The sequence below is a fragment of the Paenibacillus sp. QJM3NY_38 genome, assembly GCF_056173265.1.
Window position 1 is genome coordinate 3,984,221 of record NZ_CM149665.1, and the last position, 17,131, is coordinate 4,001,351.

The following is a 17,131-nucleotide window of genomic DNA, read 5'->3' on the forward strand; positions in this document are numbered from 1 at the left end:
ACTTCGTATCAAGTCCATATTCAACGACGCCAGAACTATTCTTCGAATCGAGTCCATACTCACCTATGCCAGGTTCATGCGTCGTAACGAGTCCATATTCACCTATGCCAGGTTAATGCTTCGTATCAAGTCCATATTCACCTACGCCAAGTTAATGCTCCGAATCGCTTCCATATTTACTTTCGGTTCGCGCTCGATCGTCAGCAAGCCGTTCACTTCCTGCTGAACGTCCGTAATTTGCGTATAGCAGAATCCGCTCACGTATGGCAAATTTTTAATCGCTTGCGTAATTCCTTCGTATCGCTTCAAAAATTCATCCTCGTTACGAACCTGATTGCCGTAACCCCAGCCCTCTTCGCTTGTAAAGGCGATGCCGCCGTATTCGCTGATGATCACAGGCTGGCCTCGATAGCCATACCCCTGCGCGAATGGATAACGATGCGTGTTATGCGCGAATTTATTGCCCAACAGCGCGTCTTTGTCCCGATATCGCTCTTCCAGCATAGCGCCTATCTCTTCATAATCGTGGAGTGTAATGATATCCGAAATCGTATGTTCCCAGCCGTCGTTCACGATGACCGGCCGCATCTGGTCGAATGCCTTGGTCAAATGATAGATGGATTCCGTAAATTGCTGCTGCTTGCGGTCGGTGGCGATGTCAGTTATTCCCCAGGATTCGTTGAACGGTACCCATGCAATGATGGAAGGATGATTGTAATGCTGGCGAACGACAGCCATCCACTCATTCGTGAATCGCTCAACCGCATCGTCCCCGAATTCGTAGGTTGACGGCATCTCCGACCATACCAGCAGCCCTTTGCGATCGCACCAATATAAGTACCGGGGATCCTCCAGCTTCTGATGCTTGCGCACACCGTTAAAGCCGAGGGCCAGCGTTTTGTCGATGTCTTCCAGCAGCGCTTCCTCCGATGGAGGCGTCAAATGCGTATCGTTCCAATAGCCCTGGTCCAGCAGCAGTCTCTGATAAATCGGCGTATGATTCAGTATGACCTGATTGCCTACGATCCGGATGCTCCGCATGCCGAAGTAAGAATAGGCCGTGTCGACCGGCTTTCCGTTTTGCTTCAGAATCATCTCGACGTCGTATAAATTAGGATGGTTCGGATGCCACGGCTTGACCTTCCACTCGCCCACGGCCTCGTTAACAACGCTCACGTCAACTGCTAAGGTGCCGCGCTCTACGCTCGTTTCCGTCGACCGGATCAGCTTACCATCAAACCGGATGATGGTCTGCAGAGTCAATCCGTCGTAATTCTGCCCAGCGTTGCCCAGTTCGTAACAGAAGTTTACCGACCCGCGTTCCAGCTCCGGCGTTATTTTTACCCGGTTGATATGAATCGGATTCACGTACTCCATCCACACAGTCTGCCATATCCCTGTCGTCTGCACGTACCAGCAACCGAAGTTGTCCTTCATCCACCGCTGCTTGCCGCGCGGTTGGGTACAGCTGTTGCTGTCCACGGCTCGAACGGTAATCCGGTTCTCCCGGCCGACCTCAACCGCTTCGGTAATGTCGAAGGAAAAGGCTGCGTATCCGCCCTCATGCGTGCCGACTTTGTGTCCGTTGACCCACAGGGTCGCCGAGTAATCGACCGCTTGAAAATGCAGCAGGATACGTTTGCCTGCTTCCGTGGCAGGTATGGCAACCATCCGCTCATACCATACGCAGGGATGGAATGATTCATCCGCAATGCCGCTTGCTTTCGTCTCGAACGCGAAGGGGACCGTAATTTTGCGGTCGGCTTCAAGACGGTCGTACCACTTGCCGCTCTCCCCTTCCCATGCATCGTCAAAACGGAAATCCCATTCCCCGTTCAGATTTTCCCAGTTTTCACGCACCAATTGCGGTCTAGGATAGTCTTTAATATATTTGTGCGAGCTAGACATTATGTTCCACTCTCCATCTTCTGTTAGTTTATCGTTTCTATTTCGTACCCATGGATTCCACCGTTAAGTCGCCGAGCTCGATCTGCTCTGCATGAACCGATCGCAGGCCTACTCTCCCCTGCATGAATGCCCGGGGATCATCATATGTCAGGATCGGCTCTTCCCCGTCCTGCACATATACGCGAATCGTGCCTCGTACCGCTTCAATTCGCAAGCTTGTCGGCTCGTTCGCTTTCAGCGAAACCTTGACGCTATGCAGTAATTCGGAATCGTAATTATGTTTGTACAGCTCAAGCTTCGTAGCGCTGACCGCAAGGAAATATCCCATTAGCGAATCACTCACTTGATCCCGGAAATCCGACTCGTTAGTCACTCGAAAGAGCACACCCGCCTGACCGGACGGATCGTCGCCCAGCTTCACGGTCGTTCGGATGCGATAATCGGTCCAAAGGGGGCTTCCTCCATACATCTTGGCATCGGAATCGGCTGCGCCGGCATACCCGCCGTCCGATTCGATCCATTGGCCGTGAACATCCTCGGAGCTTGTTTGTTCCAGAAGATTCTCCAATTTAAACGTTTGCATGTCGACCAGCTCGAAGTCCATCGTTTTCCATTCCATCGTATGGTCGCTGTCCAATTGAATGGCAAGGCTATGTAATCCCTTTTCGAGCTTTAGAGACCCAACCCGAATTTTAACCCAAGGTTCGCTACTGCTACCCGAGTAATGGCTGCCGTCAACTTTATAGTTTTCGACCTTCTTATCGTCCACGAGCAGCTTGAAGGATGTCGGCCCCATTCCGGCCTTGACCGTCAGGTCCAGCGCATACGTTCCCGATTCCGACACGTTCACGGCATAACGCAACCAATCGCCTTTTTCCGTCAGCGAAGCCGAATAGCTTCCATCCTCAGCCATCTTAATCGCCGTACCGTCCGAACCGCGCCATGCGCCTGCTTCCGATGGATGGCGGACCGAGAAGCCTCTGCCTTCACCGCTTAAGTAGTGTACGGCTTCCATGCTGCCGGGAAGCGGCTTGGCCGTTTCGAAGTCGCTGCTGCCGGAGGCGTGATTCGAGAATGCCGTATACGAAAAGCTCGGCTCGCCGGTTTGGTATCGATAACCGATTTTACCTGGTCCGAACGGTACCGCCGATTGATCCAGCTTCAGAACGCCGTCCAGATAAACCCGCAGCCGATCTTCTCCGCGCTCGACGCGAATCGTGTGCAGCTTGGACCAAGTGGGAAGCTCCACCGTGGCAAGCACCTTGCGGCTGCCGTCCTGCATTCTGCCTAAGGATAACCCGTTTTGCTCCGGATCGATTTCAGCGAACCCGTATTGATTCGTGTCCTGATACGCAAACAACGCGGAGACGGTGGCCTTCGATGGAACCAAGTTATATTCGGCAGTAAAGACTCCATCCGTGCTCACCTTGCTAATGATTTGTGCACTTCCTCCAGAATCCGCTGCTTCCCAGCGGCTTTGATCGATGGCTTTTGCGTCCAGCCTATCAGCAAAGACCGGCCCTCCCGGGACGGGCTGATCGTAATTCGTAGGCCCCAGAATCTCCATCTTGTCTCCGTTGAATACAAGCCGGTCGATGTTCATCCGACGTACGGGCGGGCCCTCCTGGGATCTTCCCGTCAAGTTATGATAGACGAGATAATAGGAATCCAGATCGGGCCCCATTACCGTCGAGCTGTGGCCGAGCCCGTAAAAGTCCGGCTTGGTGCTGATGACGAGCGGGTTGTTGGCCGGAATGCTGTACGGACCGAGCGGCGAATCATGCGACACGGCATAATGAATGCGGTAGCCTTTGCTGAATACATGATTCCCGGTATATGTCATGAAATAGGTACCGTTCCGCTTGATGATCGTGGACCCTTCCGTCCAATGCCCCAGGTAGGGCCCGGGAATCGTCTGACCGATACCGAATTCGGCGGGACCATCCATCGGAACGCCGACAATGCCCGACGAACCAGCATGGGTGAACAGCCAGGAGCCGTCATCGTCGATAAATACCGAGCCGTCAATGCTCATCCCGACGTTGTCGGAGATCCGTTCGAACGGGCCTGTCGGCGATTCGCTTCGAAACACGTAATGCCCCTTTCCTGCCGGAGACGTATAGAGATAGAACCAGCCGTTCCAGTAAATCACTTCAGGTGCGTAGGCGCCGGTCGATACGGGATCCTCTGTCACCAGACCCGCATACCTCCAATCGATCAGATTGTCCGATATCCACGCCTTGATGCCCGTCCGGTGATCCTTTGTACTGACATACAGATAATAGCGGCCGTCATGCCGCAGTATATATGGGTCCCCGTTGCCGTAATCCTCCCATTCTTCCTCTAGGGAAGGAAAAGGATTGGCGTACATCTTTTCGTTGTAAATATCCAAATCGACCGCCTCCGGTTTCGTTCTTGAATCGCATCCCGACAATGCCAATCCGGCCGCTAATCCTAACATGCCAAGACAACAAACGATCTTCGACAGGCGCGGCATACTTATTGGCATGTGTCTCACCCCTTGATTCCGCTGATTGCCATCGACTCGATAAAGTATCGTTGGCAGAAAAAGAACACGATGATCACCGGCACCATGGCGATGATGGCGGCGGCCATGATCATCGGATAATCCGACTGGCCAATGTACATCGCCTGCATGGAAGCGATCAGCACTTGAATCGTTTGCTTCTCGGGCGTATGCAGGTAAATCAGCGGACCGAGAAAATCGTTCCAGATGCCCATAAAGCCGAGGGCAGCTTGGGCGGCGAGCGCGGGCTTCATGATCGGCAGCGCGATCTTGAAGAAAATGCCCGGAAAGCTGCAGCCGTCGATCTTCGCCGCTTCAATCAATTCCGTTGGCATCGCGCTTTGCAAATATTGGCGGATGAAAAAGATGACAACGATGTTGCCGAACAGGCCAGGTATGATGAGCGGCAGCAGTGTATCCACCCAATCCAGCCTGGAGAATCCGATATACTGCGGTATCATAACGACCGAATACGGAATCATCATCGTCCCGAGCAAACCCATGAACAGCATGCCTTTGTAAGGAAATTCGAATTTGCCAAAGGCATAGGCCGACATCGCGGATATCAGCATCCCGATCGTCAGGACGATCACCACGATGATCAAGCTGTTCATAAATCCATGCAGCAAGGGCGACTCCAGCCAAACCTTCGCATAGTTGTCGAACGTAAACGGATCGGGAATCCATTGTGGAGGAATTTCAAATACGTTTCGCCGATCCTTTAACGAGGTCGATATGGTCCATATGAACGGTGCGACCATAAAGATCGAACCGCATAACAACAGCAGCAGCGACCAGAGGTCCGTCATTTTTTCCCGTTTCACAGATTTCCCCCCTAGTCTTGGTAAACCCATCGATTGGAAAGCTTAAATTGAATGAGCGTGACGATAAAGATGAGAATGCCCAGTACCCAGGCCACCGCGCTGGCATAGCCCATATTGAAGTACTCGAACGCATGCTGGAAAATGTAGTAGACGACCGTAGCGCCGCTGTATTCCGGTCCGCCATCCACCGCAAGCACGTAAATCTGGCTGAATGACTGGAACGCACCGATGATGCCCATAACGATGACAAAAAAATGAATCGGCGTGAGCAGCGGGATCGTAATTCGCGTCAGCTTGTGCCATGCACCAGCGCCATCGATTTCCGCTGCCTCATAATACGTCGAGGAGATCGATTGCAATCCTGCAAGATACAGCACCATGTTCCCGCCGATGCCGCTCCACAGCCCGATCAGGATGAGCGAAGGCTTCACCCACTCCGGCTTGCCCAGCCAGTTAGGCCCCGTGATGCCGAATGTTTCCCACAGAAAGTTGTTGAGCAATCCGTAATCCTGATTCAAAATCCACTGCCACAGCAGGGATACCGCGATAATCGGCGATATGACCGGAAGATAATAGATCGTTCGCATGAACGAGATGCCGGCGAATTTGCGGTTCATCAATATGGCCAGCAGCATCGACAGTATCATGCCGAGCGGAATGCCGATCATCAAATAGACCGTATTGTACAACGATTTGAACACTTTCTCGTCTTTCAATAGATCCTTATAGTTTGCGAGCCCCGTCCACTGCGGATCGGTAAGCATATCCCATTTGTGAAAACTGATATAGATCGAGAACAAGATCGGCACAAGGCCGAACAAAAGAAACCCGAGAACTGGCGGAGCGACAAACAGATACAACCACGCCAGCTCTCTTCTGCGATACCCGCCAAGCTTGGTACCCATATTTCATTCCACCTTCGCCTGTATTTCGTTATGACATGACAGGATGTCCGTACGGCGGGGGGCGCCGATATGAATAATTGACGCCACCTGCCCTTGCGGCATTATTTATTGCCTTTGTCGTACAGCTCCTGCATCTTCGGCTGGATCTGGGCCGTAAAGTCTTTCGCCGACATCTCACCGTTCCATACTTTGCTCGCATTCTGGTTGAACATATCCATCCATTGCGTATCCTTAGAGAAAGCTACCACGTCCGGTCGTCCGTAATCTTGGATAATATCGAGGAATACTTGACGTGTCTGAGGTCCTTTGTCCATTTCCTTAAATTCGCCTTCCGCCATGTCGATCAGATTAGGAACCGCTTGACCGAGCTGGTAGTTTTCGCGCTGCCCTTGCTCATCCAGGGACAGGAAGGCCGCCAAGTCGAACGCTTCCTGCGGGTGTTTGGATTTCGCCGAAACGGCAAATCCCATCGAGCCGAGCCAGGTCGCCGTTTCTCCCGTATTCGGGCTTGCCGGCCACGCCGCAATGTCCCAACCGAAAGGCAGCTCCCAGAATGCAGGCTGATCCCAAGGGCCCATCGCAAACATCGCCAGCTGGCCGTTAATAAAGCGGGTATATGCATTCATCGCTTGCTCGGCTTCCTGATTCGGGCTGACCTTATGCTTCAGGTTCAGGTCAGCAACAAATTGCATCGCCTCATAAAATTCGGGCTCGTTCACCTTTACCGTGCCGGTGGCGTAATCGATATATTCACCGCCGTTGCCCCACACCGCCGATTCCAGGCTGTAAGCGCCTACACCATATTGATCGGGCTTTCCGTCGCCGTTATCGTCGACCGTCAGCTTTTGGGCTGCTTCCAGCATGTCGTCCCAGGTCCATTCCCCTGCCGTTGCGGAAGGGTAAGGCACCCCCGCTTCGTCAAACAAATCCTTGTTATAGACAAATGACCATGGTCCTACGTCCTTCGGCAGTCCGTACACATCTCCGGCGCCAACCTTGCTGCCGTCAAAGCGGTAGCGGTCCATCGCCTGCTTCCATACGTTATCGGGATTAAACAATGAGGTCTTATCCAGATAGGACTGAATGTTGAGAAGCGTTCCGGCCTCCGCGAAGCGGTAAAACTCGGGGCCTCCGACGTAGAATACGTCTGGAACCTTGCCGGAGCTGATCAGCGTTGTCATCTTCTGCGAGTATTCGCCTGGCGGTACCGAAGTGTATTTAACTGTGACGTGCGGGTTCTTCTCCTCGAAGGAAGCGATCAGCTTTTCGAAAATCTTTTTTTCGTTCGGATTGCCGTGGCCCATAAACTCAATCGTTACAGGTTCTTTAGGGTCCTTCCCGGCGGAAGCTTCATTGCCTGGTGATGAAGTGTCCGGGGTGGTTGGTGCAGCCCCGTCATTTGGTCCATTGCCGCCGCTGCAAGCGGTTAACGCGAACATCAGCAGCAGCATGATCATGCCTGCGAATTTGTTCTTCGATTTCATGCGATTCCCCTCTTCTTTAAAAGATGTGGTGTAAGCGCTTTACGAAGTCATAGTAACTTATAATAATATAATTTTATATACTATATTTAGTATAAAATTAGGGCTATCCTCCGTTTTTCGATCTTTCACCTTAATCTTTCACCAGCATGACCGGCACCACGATTCTTCTCGCCTCAAAAGCCCCTTCGATCTGCTCAATTAGCAGCTCTACGGTTAACCGGCACATCTCCTCCTCGTTTTGGCGGATGTACGGCACATTCGGCAGATCCGGCGGATCGAACGTGATCAGCTCCAGTTCGTCCGGCACCTTCCTACGCGATGCAACTGCCGCTTTATAGGCATTTCTGCACAGCTCCGTATTGGCCGTAATAATGCCGGTAATATGGGGATTGTCATCTATAAACGTCCTGATGTGTTCGACGGATTGACCCGATGCGATCTCATCCAGCGGGAGGAGACACCATAAGCTTTTGTCGATCGACAATCCATGCTCCAGAAATGCCTGCTCAAACCCTTGGGCCCTCTCGTCCGTCACCGTATTCGTAATTTCGGGAGAGATGAACGCGATAGACGAATGGCCTTTGTTAAGCAAATACTCAACGGCTTCCCTTGTGCCGTTTACGTTATCCGAGCTTACACTGTATGTCTTGATCTCCTTCAAGAACCGGTCGATCAGAACGAAGGGGAAACGGTCCAGCGAGAGCCTCAGAATCGAATCGTTGTAGGTCTCGTTTTCAACCGGAAAAATGATCATGCCGTCCACCCCTTGCTTGAGAAAGGACGAGATGACCTTGGATTCCTCTAGCTGGGATTCGCGCGTAATTCTCAGCATCACTTCATAGCCTGCGGCAGACGCATATTTCTCGATGTTATCCAAAAAACGCTGGTCCACTTTCGTTTTCATCGTCGGCAGCACTAACCCGATCCGCCCGCTTTTGCCCGGACCTGCCGTCCATTCACCCAACTGATCAATCGCCGTGGCGTGCTCCGGCTTGCTCATGACAAAGGTGCCCTTGCCTTGAATCCGGACGAGCAAGCCTTCCTCCATCAGTCCAACCAGCGCATTTTTGCTTGTAATCTGACTGACGCGGTAACGTTCGGACAGTTCCTTCTCCGAAGGGACCCGGTCGCCTTCCCGCAGCTTGCCGATGGCGATCAGCCGCTTGATATCTTCCTGAATTTTTTTGTATAGCGGCAGAGATTTCAATGCCCATCACAACCTTTATAATTTAAATAGTATATTTAGTATATTATTATAATATAACTTCGCTTTTGTAAATGACTAAAACATCAATCAGAGGATTCGTAAAGGAGAATGACTGCCTTTATAGGATGTTTTTTCTTGCGATATCAGGAATGTTCATGCTTCGAAGTTTATACTTTCTGATGTCTACAAAAAAAACGGTCTGAACTTAGTTCAGACCGTTTCTTGGCGGGCTACTTCATTGATTCTTAAATTGTACTAGGTGAAGCCGAGATCATTCCGGCCATATCCACTGGACTGGTACAACCTCACGCCTTGGCTCGTGCGTACCGGACAATTGTTCCGAGAGCAAATCGACGACACGCCGACTTACTTCATCCAATTGCTGACGGATGAAAGGAATGCCATCGAGATCCGGATCGTCAAACGCGGCCAGCTGAGGTTCGTTCCCCGCCCCCTTCCAAATCTCCCGAATGGCATAATGGGCATAGCGGGCCAATTCCGCGTTAACGGCAAAGACGGCAGTGATATCGCGCTGTTCGCTCAGGAAACGAACGACCTCCCGTTGTCCGTTCCCCTCTGCTATGGTCTCCAAATCCAGCATGCACCACAGTGTCTTATCTATAGGCAAGCCTTGTTCCATGAAAGCGGCCTCGAAGCCTTTCGCTCTTTCGTCCGTAACCGAATTTGTAATTTCCGGTGACAGGAAGGCAATGCGCATGTGCCCAGCAGCAAGCAGACTGGATATAGCTTCCCGAACGCCTGCATAATTGTCCGAGCTGACGCTGTACGCCTTGATCTCTTTCAAGAAACGGTCAACAAGTACCAAGGGAACCCGGTCGAGCGACAAGCGCAGAACCGCGTTATTGTAGCTTTCCTGCTCGACAGGGAAAATGATGAACCCGTCGACTCCTCGTTCCTGGAACTGCTTGATCGCTCGGTATTCTTCCTCTTGCGACTCGCGTGTAATGCGGATCAACAGATCGTATCCCCTATCCGCACAATAGCGTTCCAGACCGTCCAGCAGCTGCTGGTCGATCTTGGTTTTCATCGTCGGCAAAATAATCGCGATCGTCTTTTTCGTACCCGACTGAAGATGCGGCTCTTCCGGAATGACCAGCTCCCGAACGAAGGTGCCCTTTCCCCGATATCGCACTAACAAGCCTTCCTCCACCAAACCGTTGAGCGCGTTTTTGGATGTAATCTGGCTTACACCGTACCGCTGGGCCAAGTCCTTCTCCGAAGGTATCAAGGCTCCTGCTTGCAGCTCGCCGCTCTGAATGCGCTGGCGTATATCGTTCTGAATACGTTTATATAACGGTTGCTCCATGTCTGACCTCTCTTTTTACGTCAGTCCCAACTGAAAAATAATATATATTTAGTATATCTTAAATGATATTAATTACGATACAATCCATTTTAGAAAGCGCTTTCTAATTCGGGTTGGGAGGTTAATTGCATATGAAACGGAACACAGGCTTCTGGAAGAAACCACTTTCGTTCATTGTTATGCTTGCACTTGCTCTAACGGCAATTCCATTGTCGCCGGTTCATGCCGCTTCATCAGGCATGGCATGGGCTTCGCAGCAGATTGCCATCAATACGCCGCCATCGGGAGGTGTGTGGTATCCAAGGCTGCTCAAGCTTACGCCAAGCGAGTGGCTCGTATCCTTCGACACCAACGCTGGCGGTGGCAACACGCGCATTGTGGTCTCCAGAACGCAGGACGGCGGCTATACATGGAGCACTCCGGTCACAGCTGTCTCAAGCACCGCGGGCAATGTGGGGAACGGTCAAATGTTAAGGCTACCGAGCGGGGAAATCTGGTTAGCCTATCGGCAGGTCGTTCAGAATGGCTCCACCTATGAGATCCAGCTTAATGTCCGGCGAAGTCTCGACGGTGGTCACACCTGGAGCGATTTACCGGGCGGATTGATCGGGAGTTCAACCGCCTCCAGCTTTAAAGGTTTGTGGGAGCCGCATTTGGACATGATCAACGGCACGATTGCCGTGCTTTATGCGGACGACAGTCCGGCAGCGGTCGGAACGACCGGCCTGCAAAATTTGTATATGAAGACCTGGAACGGAAGCGGCTGGGGCAGCCGGATCACGGTCAGTGACGGAGTTGCCGCTGGCTCCCGCGACGGCATGCCGGTCATCACGCAAATGAACGACGGGCGGTATATAACCGTTTTCGAAGCCTCGGACGTTGCCGGCCACCCTTTTGTCATCAAATATAAAATTTCGCCGGACGGCTTCAATTGGTCGGTTCCCCGTCAAACGATGTACGTGCCCAGCGGCAATGGCAAAAAAGCGGGCGCTCCGTTCGTCGTTAAGCTCGCCGACGGTCGTCTTATGGCTGCATTCCAAACAGATGAAAGCAGCGCCAACACGGGGGATCCTTACTCATCGATGTTTACGATGATCAGCTCCGATAACGGCGCGTCATGGCAGTACAAAACCAACGTGTTTCCGGTATCCGATACGAAATCCTCCAACTGGAATGCGCTAATGGCCGTTGATTCCACTCGTGTTGCAGCCGTCACCAGCGCAACTTATCCGTCAAACGGCATCTATCTGCGCTTCGGGCATACCGTGACACCGACGCAAACCAATCTGGTTAACAATCCCGGCTTTGAAACAGCCAATGTAGCGGGCTGGACTACGTACGGCGATGATTACCCGAATCGGATTCTTATTCATGGAGCCAATGACGGCGTTGGACTTCCCGCTGCCGAAGGCTCATACTTTGTCGGTCTCGCAGGCACAAGCGGACCTTCGACCGCATATGTCGGACAGACGATTAGCGGTCTTGATAACGGCACGTATACGATGCGAGCACGCATGCGCAGCAGCGGGGGCCAGAACAGTTGTGTCATGGAAGTGAAGGAGTATGGAGGCAGCATGCTACAAACCGGGTGTCCGGTGACGACAGCGTGGACGCCTGTCACGATATCCAATATTCAAGTGACGGGCGGAAAGGCAACGATCGGATTTTACGTATCCAATTCGTCCTCTTCCCAATGGGCGGATATCGATCAGGTCGAGTTCTTCCGAAACTAATAGGCTTTAATACCAGGGCCGTCCATAAGTCATCATAGATGACAGTGGACGGCCCCTGCTCATTATAGTCAGCAAATAAATCTCCTTCATGCCCTATGTCAATATTCGTTGTATGAATGATCATCCCTTGATCTCGCTGGCTTACATCTCTCCATACATGGCTTCCGTCACAAGAAATGCTGTACCGTCGTATTCGTACCGCAGCCGGACCGCGACCGGGAATTCACCAGGCGAAACCTGTATCGGCACCGATGCATATAAGATGCCTCCCTCAACGTAATACCTAACCATGTTGCCAAGCGCGGGCTGATCCAGCCAAAATCCCGCGTCTTCCTCCATATATTCAAATGTGCGAGTTACCCCGTCCAGCGTGAATTGAAAGATCCGTTTTCCCGCTTCTGCCGTCGCACTATAGCTAAGTCTGGATTTTACCGCAAGCACCGGATCGACTGACATCACTTGACTAAAATTTTCTGTAAGAAGTTTCAACTCCGATTCTCTAATGCTGGTACCGTAGCCGGTTGTCAAAATGATTGCAAGGACTTCCTCCTTGTTGTTCTTTGCAGGCAGCAACGCAACGTCCGGATAGTAGGATTCGTTGCTCACATTCCTCCAATCATGAAAGGTGTGATCCATGTCGCCATACTGAACGTGGATGGAGCGGATCATCCCTTCTTTTTGGATCAGAGTTCCGGTTATCTTCAGGCCAATCTCCGCGTCCTCCTTTAATATCACGGTATTCCCCTGTTCGTCTCCAGCCTTGATTTCATTCATAGGTGCTCCCGTTTCGTCTATGTCTATTTGCTCAATAAGCGAGATTCTATGTGAATCGTTACGGATGGTAACGTCTATCGTTTCCTCATACGTCATCGGAATCGAATCCCGCAGCAGCAGACGAAGTTGATATACGGTTTGAGCTGCTTCTGCGTTTATCTCCTTTACGTGCACTTCATACACCCAAGGGCTGGACACATCATAGCGGTCAAGCGGCCATTTCACCTCGGAATGCTCCCATATGTCAGGTGATGGTCCGCCCCAGATGCCCAGCTCTCGCTGCAAGAGTGCTGCGGCCAGTGTCACAATCGTACGGTCGTTAGCCTGTTTGACCTCATTTTTCGCAAGGTTCCACCAATCGAAGTCGCCTCCAGCCCCAAGTAAGAAGCTCGATTCAAACGTTCCTCCCCCCTGTATAACTGGATTACCTGGGCTTGGAGCTACCGGATGGGGAATAGATGGGGCCTGGTTTCCGAACCAGATCCCAACGCCGAGAACAAGCAGCAAAGCTGGAACGATAACCACAGCGGCTCGGCTCCATCCAAAGCAGGATCGTTTTTTTTCAACAACCTTAAGCCGTTTATCCACGGCCTCCATCATGTCAGCCCCAAAGCGCCGATCTTTAAAAGGGGGCCTAGCCAGTCTCCGGTTCCAATCCGGCTTCCATTCATTCATCGTCGTTCGCTCCTTCCGAATCTGGCGGCAACCTTCTGTTTGGCTCTGTAAATTCTAGACTTTACCGTCCCTGGCGAAAGACCAGTAATGCCGGATATTTCCTCAATGGAAAGTTGATGATGCACACTCAATACGAGGGGGTCTCGAAATTTACCGGGCAGCTTTAGAACCTCCTGCCACAGCTCATCCGCCTCCTCCTGTTTCAAATACTCCGACTCGGCAGATGGCGAAGACGTCGTCCCGTTCAGTCCATCACCCGGCGAACAATCGCCGATCAGCACCACTTTGCGCAAAAACGCTCGTTTCAGATAGGAGAGCGCTGTGTTTCGAGTAATTTTAAGCAGCCAGGTTTTGACGGAAGCCTCCCCGCGAAAGAAGGCAACCTTTTGATAAGCTTTAATAAACACATCCTGCGCGACATCGTCTGCTGTATATGTATTTCTGGTGATCACGTAAGCATAATTCCAGACATCCTCACCGTAGAATTCCATCAGCATCCTTATGTCCGATATATTCAGTTCCGCAGAATGCTGCATCTGCATCTCCCTCAAGCTGTTCGCCCCCTTACCAAAACAGACTCCTTAAGGTCGATGAAAGTTCCCGAATTCAAATGAATATTATCCGGCGTTTCATAATGAATGACTGTCACCTTAACCGATTCACCTCGTGAACTAAAAAAGACACCTGTTTAGGTGTCCCTCTGTTTATTTTGCTCAAGCTCGTCAGACCTGCTTATCTGCGGCGATCAATAAGAAAATGGGGCGTCGGTAAGCGTCATGCCATTCCGGATCCTCAATCTGCTCGCGTTCTGGTTTAAGTTCAGACATTTCCCTAAACTGGAATCCGGTTTTCACTAACGCATTTATCTGTGTGGCTATATTCCGATGGTACTTGGTGACATTACTATCAAGAAATCTAGATTGGCGTGCTCCTTCCTCATGATAGTGATCCAAAGGCCAATGCAGCTTCTTCCCGTCCGGACTATAATACCAATCTTGTTCGGCCACAGAAGTAAATACGGGATGCTCAACTGAAAAGACAAACGAACCTCCAACCGTTAGACTCTGATATACCTTTTTACAGATATCCTCGAAATCACGAATGTAATGAAGTGCAAGCGAGCTAATCACGACATCAAACTCGTTAGCAGGGTAGTCATAGTCCTCTATTGCGGACTGCACATATTCTATATTCGTGTCATCGGTCATCAATCTTGCCCTCTCCAGCATGTTCCTTGAGATATCCACCCCGACCACAGTGCTCGCATGCTGTTCTCTTACGTACCTGCAGTGCCACCCGAATCCGCAGCCGAGATCAAGCACCTTTTTATCACTAAGATCCGGAAACATCGATCGAAAGGCACCCCATTCTCCTGCACCTTCTAATCCTTTGATGGAACGGGGGAGTTGTTTGTAATTTTCAAAAAATCCCTGATCGTCATACTTGTTTTGCTTCACTAAAATCTCACCTTCACTCTTTTTATATTTCCACCCCATTATATTGACCCTGTTTACATTTCTCAACGCCAGACTTGTTTCTGCTTTAAATGTGATCTTGGATCGATCATTCTAACTCAAACCGTTTATTCCATATCTTCATCAAGACGCAAGGTGAACACAAGTGCCCACTCCGTTTTTCTTAACGAATCCGTTGTAAGATCCGCTGTATGTATTTCATTGGAACTTGTAGCATGCATGCCAAATACATGTACCGGCTGATCTATCGTAAACGAACGTGGGTGCGTATCCTGAATCAATCCTCGTGCCATCAACGTTTTGTCCCAAGGAATGGTAAAGGTAGACAGGCTTGATCCCAAATGGGAATTGGTGTTGACTTTAATCTTTCTGAACTCCTCGAGACCTTCTATCGATTCCGTGTCCACGGATATGATTAGTTCTACTTCGTTGCTGTCCTTTTCCTCGTCCGAACTGTAAAACAAATCTCCGATCGACCCTGCCGAATCTACCTTCTGCCCGTTCTTCCAAATATCTATATCCAAGCTGACATTGTGTTTATTTCCCCCATACTTTAATTTAAATGCACCCGTCATCGGACCGAGGAATAACTTAAACTTTGCTGCGTCCCCTTGGAACAAATCCACGGGTGTCAATTGGATCTCGGCAGCTGCCGAATTGTTCTCAGGTGAGATCTGCTCTTTGGTTCCTGCAAAGCACCCCGTTAGAATCATGAAGACAATCAAAATACACGCTTTAAATCTCAATGCACTACCTCCTTTAATCTATGCTATCGACGGTGCTACACTTGAATATCGCAGCCATCAAAAGGCAAACCTCTTTCAATCAGCTTAACAGCGTGGTCTATTGCATTCCGTTGGTCCTCTGTAAAGCTGCTCTCATCACCATTCCATTCACTTAACCACCAGAAGTAAGAACAAATATTTCTATACTCCATAAACAAGGGGATTGTTTGTTTCCAGAATTCGGAGAGCTGGTGTTCCTTCTCGTAACCCATGAGGAATTCATGCAAGAACTGTTGGGCAAACCTGCTTTTGGTGACACGATCTTCTGCATGCACTCCCCACCAAACGGCATGAGTGGCTGCTATTGCAATGTCTAACGAAAACCAGCCATAGATACTATCGTCAAAGTCAAAGACCGTTATTTCACTGTTGTTGATAAAAAAATTATACGGATGAAAGTCATTATGTATCAGTCCAAACGAATCGCTCTCCCTCGGCAGTGAATCAATCGTACTTTCCATGGAGATCAATTTTTCAAGAAGCATATAGAAACGGCCTCGCTGCAGGTGAGGATTATTCATACTTCTTCTGCTCCAGGTGTCTCTCTTCCCGAGGATGTCCGATGGTTCATATGATGTCGACAGCCTATGCATCCTTCCCATGGTTTCTCCCCAATTCCTGAATATCTTCGGGCCCCATAACTGCTCATTGTGTTTATCAAAAAATCGACCTGCTGCCTCGTGAAAAGCAGTTGCGATATACCACTTATCTACGTCACAGAACACGGCCATTAATTCATGATTACATGTATGAATGGGTAATGAAGCACATACTCCGTTCTTCACTAAGTAATAAAGCCAATCCATCTCCGCCCTGATCTTCGGTACATACTCGTGTGATTTCTGAGTTAACCGCAAGATATAGGATTGATCACCCTTAGTAAAACGATATACTTCATTGGTCGAGTTACTCAGGAAGATTAACGTCCTTATATTAAATTCAAAAGATTCCGCGGCTTGAAGCAATATCTTCGAGCTTGCCATTCATAATGCCTCCATTCTTATTAAGATCCTTATGATTTCGGAAGATCCCCTTCGCGAACGCACGCAAACAGCCGTATAAGTTCGATTCGTTTGGTGCATTGTAGTAATGCAGAGATTACAAAGTTATCACAACATGGAGGGATCGTTTTGGCGAAGAGCAAACAGCATCAAGAAGCGCACGGGATTGGACAAGTAGAACAACAGCTGAATAATCAAATGGAAGCTGCCGAAGACATTCAAGGACAATCGAAACTGGATCAAGACATAAAAAAAGCCTCTCAACGCCGGGTTGATCCATTGAAAGACCTTTCAAAATAAGGAGATATGTCATGAACAAACAAAGAGCGATTGAAATTTCGGAATCGGCCATTATGAAAAATGTAACTTATCTGGATACCCCTATCTTTATCCAGCATGTCAATGAGGATGAAACCGCCCGGGTCTATCCGATCGGAAACTCGGAGCAGGAAATGACCGTCCCTTTATCCAGTCTCACCGAGCATCCATAAGATAGAAGACATTCA

The 17,131-nt window shown here is 50.2% G+C and carries 15 protein-coding genes; 3 read left to right on the forward strand and 12 right to left on the reverse strand.

The features are described from left to right. Positions 1-141: 141 nt before the first annotated feature. The 7 genes from AC0VZ8_RS18325 to AC0VZ8_RS18355 form a co-directional block, all read right to left on the reverse strand. Complete coding sequence (locus AC0VZ8_RS18325) at positions 142-1,908, reverse strand: glycoside hydrolase family 2 protein (RefSeq protein WP_475483950.1); 1,767 nt, start codon at positions 1,906-1,908, stop codon at positions 142-144. Between the two features lie 37 nt (positions 1,909-1,945). Continuing rightward, positions 1,946-4,417, reverse strand: coding sequence for a family 43 glycosylhydrolase (locus AC0VZ8_RS18330; RefSeq protein ID WP_475483951.1), 2,472 nt, complete (start codon positions 4,415-4,417; stop codon positions 1,946-1,948). Positions 4,418-4,422: 5 nt separating this feature from the next. Continuing rightward, positions 4,423-5,259 (reverse strand): carbohydrate ABC transporter permease, encoded by an 837-nt coding sequence (locus AC0VZ8_RS18335; protein WP_113058931.1) that lies wholly within the window; start codon positions 5,257-5,259, stop codon positions 4,423-4,425. Positions 5,260-5,270: 11 nt separating this feature from the next. After that, positions 5,271-6,164, reverse strand: a complete 894-nt coding sequence (locus tag AC0VZ8_RS18340; protein WP_071218449.1) for a carbohydrate ABC transporter permease — start codon at positions 6,162-6,164, stop codon at positions 5,271-5,273. Between the two features lie 101 nt (positions 6,165-6,265). Next, a complete protein-coding gene (locus AC0VZ8_RS18345) occupies positions 6,266-7,648 on the reverse strand; it encodes an ABC transporter substrate-binding protein (RefSeq protein WP_194543125.1) in 1,383 nt (460 codons plus the stop codon). 130 nt (positions 7,649-7,778) lie between these two features. Continuing rightward, complete coding sequence (locus tag AC0VZ8_RS18350) at positions 7,779-8,855, reverse strand: GntR family transcriptional regulator (protein ID WP_475483952.1); 1,077 nt, start codon at positions 8,853-8,855, stop codon at positions 7,779-7,781. 271 nt (positions 8,856-9,126) lie between these two features. Beyond that, positions 9,127-10,182, reverse strand: coding sequence for a LacI family DNA-binding transcriptional regulator (locus AC0VZ8_RS18355; RefSeq protein ID WP_475483953.1), 1,056 nt, complete (start codon positions 10,180-10,182; stop codon positions 9,127-9,129). A 131-nt stretch (positions 10,183-10,313) separates the two neighbouring features. Here AC0VZ8_RS18355 and AC0VZ8_RS18360 point away from each other — a divergent pair, with 131 nt between their 5' ends. Further along, on the forward strand, positions 10,314-11,915 hold the full coding sequence (locus tag AC0VZ8_RS18360) for a sialidase family protein (protein WP_475483954.1): 1,602 nt from the start codon (positions 10,314-10,316) through the stop codon (positions 11,913-11,915). Between the two features lie 141 nt (positions 11,916-12,056). Here the strand turns inward: AC0VZ8_RS18360 and AC0VZ8_RS18365 are convergent, their stop codons facing one another. The 5 genes from AC0VZ8_RS18365 to AC0VZ8_RS18385 all read right to left on the reverse strand — a co-directional run bounded on the left by AC0VZ8_RS18365 (position 12,057) and on the right by AC0VZ8_RS18385 (position 16,607). Further along, positions 12,057-13,364 (reverse strand): hypothetical protein, encoded by a 1,308-nt coding sequence (locus tag AC0VZ8_RS18365; protein ID WP_475483955.1) that lies wholly within the window; start codon positions 13,362-13,364, stop codon positions 12,057-12,059. Beyond that, entirely contained in the window at positions 13,361-13,906 is a 546-nt protein-coding gene (locus AC0VZ8_RS18370) for an RNA polymerase sigma factor (protein WP_260068388.1), read from the reverse strand. The genes AC0VZ8_RS18365 and AC0VZ8_RS18370 overlap by 4 nt, the downstream gene beginning before the upstream one ends. A 180-nt stretch (positions 13,907-14,086) precedes the next feature. Further along, a complete protein-coding gene (locus AC0VZ8_RS18375) occupies positions 14,087-14,821 on the reverse strand; it encodes a class I SAM-dependent methyltransferase (protein WP_475483956.1) in 735 nt (244 codons plus the stop codon). Between the two features lie 125 nt (positions 14,822-14,946). Further along, positions 14,947-15,585 (reverse strand): hypothetical protein, encoded by a 639-nt coding sequence (locus AC0VZ8_RS18380; protein WP_475483957.1) that lies wholly within the window; start codon positions 15,583-15,585, stop codon positions 14,947-14,949. A gap of 35 nt (positions 15,586-15,620) precedes the next feature. Continuing rightward, on the reverse strand, positions 15,621-16,607 hold the full coding sequence (locus tag AC0VZ8_RS18385; RefSeq protein WP_475483958.1) for a phosphotransferase enzyme family protein: 987 nt from the start codon (positions 16,605-16,607) through the stop codon (positions 15,621-15,623). A 147-nt stretch (positions 16,608-16,754) separates the two neighbouring features. On the opposite strand from AC0VZ8_RS18385, the gene AC0VZ8_RS18390 reads away from it, so the two are divergent. After that, on the forward strand, positions 16,755-16,925 hold the full coding sequence (locus AC0VZ8_RS18390; RefSeq protein WP_427494740.1) for a hypothetical protein: 171 nt from the start codon (positions 16,755-16,757) through the stop codon (positions 16,923-16,925). 11 nt (positions 16,926-16,936) lie between these two features. After that, positions 16,937-17,116: an H-type small acid-soluble spore protein gene (locus tag AC0VZ8_RS18395; protein WP_071218462.1), complete on the forward strand. Its 180-nt coding sequence runs from the start codon at positions 16,937-16,939 to the stop codon at positions 17,114-17,116. The last annotated feature ends 15 nt before the right edge of the window (positions 17,117-17,131 follow it).